At 64.3% G+C, this 2,001-nt stretch carries 2 protein-coding genes; one reads left to right on the top strand and one right to left on the bottom strand.

Annotated elements, in window-relative coordinates; genetic code table 11:
• The first annotated feature begins 301 nt into the window (after window positions 1–301).
• Window positions 302–514: a hypothetical protein gene (locus tag QMO56_RS26725; RefSeq protein WP_283530683.1), complete on the top strand. Its 213-nt coding sequence runs from the start codon at window positions 302–304 to the stop codon at window positions 512–514.
• 244 nt (window positions 515–758) lie between these two features.
• On the opposite strand, the gene QMO56_RS26720 is transcribed toward QMO56_RS26725, so the two are convergent.
• Window positions 759–1,472: a calcium-binding protein gene (locus QMO56_RS26720; RefSeq protein ID WP_283530681.1), complete on the bottom strand. Its 714-nt coding sequence runs from the start codon at window positions 1,470–1,472 to the stop codon at window positions 759–761.
• Window positions 1,473–2,001 lie beyond the last annotated feature (529 nt).

Below are 2,001 nucleotides of genomic sequence, written 5' to 3'. Positions count from 1 at the left end.
CCACCATCACCCACGAGCAGGGCAACCTCTTCGCCATCCACGCCGCCGATGGCTCCACCGACCACCTCACCCTCCACGGCGTCACCAGCCTCGCCACCACCGACTATCTCTTCGCCTGAGGCTTGCCTGGGGGGCAGGGAAGGGGCGGGGGAGTCATCCTCCGCCCCTTCGCCGCTCCGCGAACTGACCTCGAGGTCTGTCTCACCCAACACCACGCGATGGGTCAGACGCCAAGGCTGGACAGAAGGACGGCAGAAGCCGCCGCAATCATGTCACATACACCGGCGCGGGATACACGACGGTGACGACCGAAGGTTCCGCCGAAATGAATCCCTCTACCGCCGCGATCGATAACTTCATCACCACGGCCTACCAACGCCTCGACCGGCTGATGCAGGGCCATGCCGCCGCCGGGTCCGATGATCAGCAAGCCATCACGGACCGCGCCTGCGAGATCTTCGCCGACATCGAAGCGGCACTGACCCTCGCCGACCTTCTGGGCCTCCTGGAGTAGACGCTGCCCGTCGCGCGAACCGGCGGCGTGAGCCATGCGGGAGTGAGGCTGCAACATGGGTCCTGCCTGCAGGCCATGCGGCTGAACTCCAGGACAGCCCTCATCAGGGCCGTCGCGAGCGCCTCTGGCTTGCTCTCCGCCCTCCACCCCCGCAGCACGACTTCCGCGCCATCAACGATGCAGATGCTGCTTGTCTGGAGCGAGACATCGATCCTGGCATGGCGGGCCATCTTCAAGATGGCGCTCAGGCGAAAACGATGTCGCCGGCCTGAAGCTGATGAACGCCCACGAGCTTGATCTCGCCCGTCTCGTAGATGGCGTTGAAGGTGAGCAGGAGGCCATCCGTCGTGGCGGTCGTCTGCACGCCATCCGCATTCACCGCATAGCCGCTCAGATCGATGCGGTCGACGCCCGGACGGAAATCGAGAAGGGTGTCGCGCCCCTCATTGGCGTCGCCGCCAAACTCGGACAGGTAGCCATAGCCGAAGACAAAGATGTCCCGGCCGGCGCCGCCGCTCATGGTATCGGCCCCGCGGCCACTCTCGATCACGTCGTTGCCGGTCCCGCCGGAGAGGGTATCGTTGCCGCTCCCGCCATACAGCCAGTCGTCTCCGTCGTCGCCGAAGATGATGTCGCCGCCGCCGCCACCCTGGATCACGTCCTGCCCGGCGCCGCCATGGAGGCGATCGGCACCATCCTGCGAAGCCAGCCCATCCACATTGCCGGACGACAGGCCGCCGGCGCCATAGCCCATGATCAGGTCATCGCCCGCGCCGCCGAAGACGGTATCCTGGCCATAGCCGGCATAGATGGTGTCGCCGCCGGAGCCCGCCTGGATGCGGTTGTTACCCGGCGTGCCGAGATGGTCCTCCAGCCCGTCACCATAGATCGTGTCGGCAGCCGTATGGGACGAGAACCGGAAGACGTCGTTTTTCGCGGTGCCGTAGAAGCTCGCCATGACTGTCGCTTTCTGCGCTAGGGGAGAACGAGGCGAGTATCTGTCGAGCGCCCCGCCTGGGTTGTAGATAGGAGAAACCTACAACCGAATGAAATGAAGATAATTTGCGGCGCAAAATGCTGATCTATTAAGAAAGTATTAGCAAATGGATGCCTCCAGAGGCTTCCACGGGCCTGTGGTCGAGTAACGATCAGACGGCGGTACATGAGCGCCCGCGAGATGGACCCCGTCCGATGTGTCGGATGAAGAGCGAGCGCTGGCGCTGCGACTGGCCGCGGCCCGTAAAGCCCAAGCCAGTGCTACCATTTTGGATAGCCGGAGCCTGTGCTCCTCGCCCGAAAGCGGCGAGCGGACCGGATATGACGGCGTCAGTAACATGCGGTCGCTGGAATTCTGTCTGGTTGTGAGATCTCCTTTGCGGCCTCAGCGATGAGGCGCGGCTGGGCGATGTCCTCTGGTCCGGCGCGGCCTTCCGGCTTTTCCGGCTTGTCACGGGCGAGCTTGCGCCGCGCTTTGAGGGGCTCGGCCA

It is taken from the genome of Roseomonas sp. E05, assembly GCF_030063475.1.
Classification (GTDB): Bacteria; Pseudomonadota; Alphaproteobacteria; order Acetobacterales; family Acetobacteraceae; genus Pseudoroseomonas.
This window is presented reverse-complemented; position numbering and strand designations above follow the sequence as displayed.

Excerpts from the sequence above, each read along its gene's own strand:
- QMO56_RS26720 (WP_283530681.1), bottom strand. The coding sequence starts at position 1,472 with ATGGCGAGCTTCTACGGCACCGCGAAAAACGACGTCTTCCGGTTCTCG.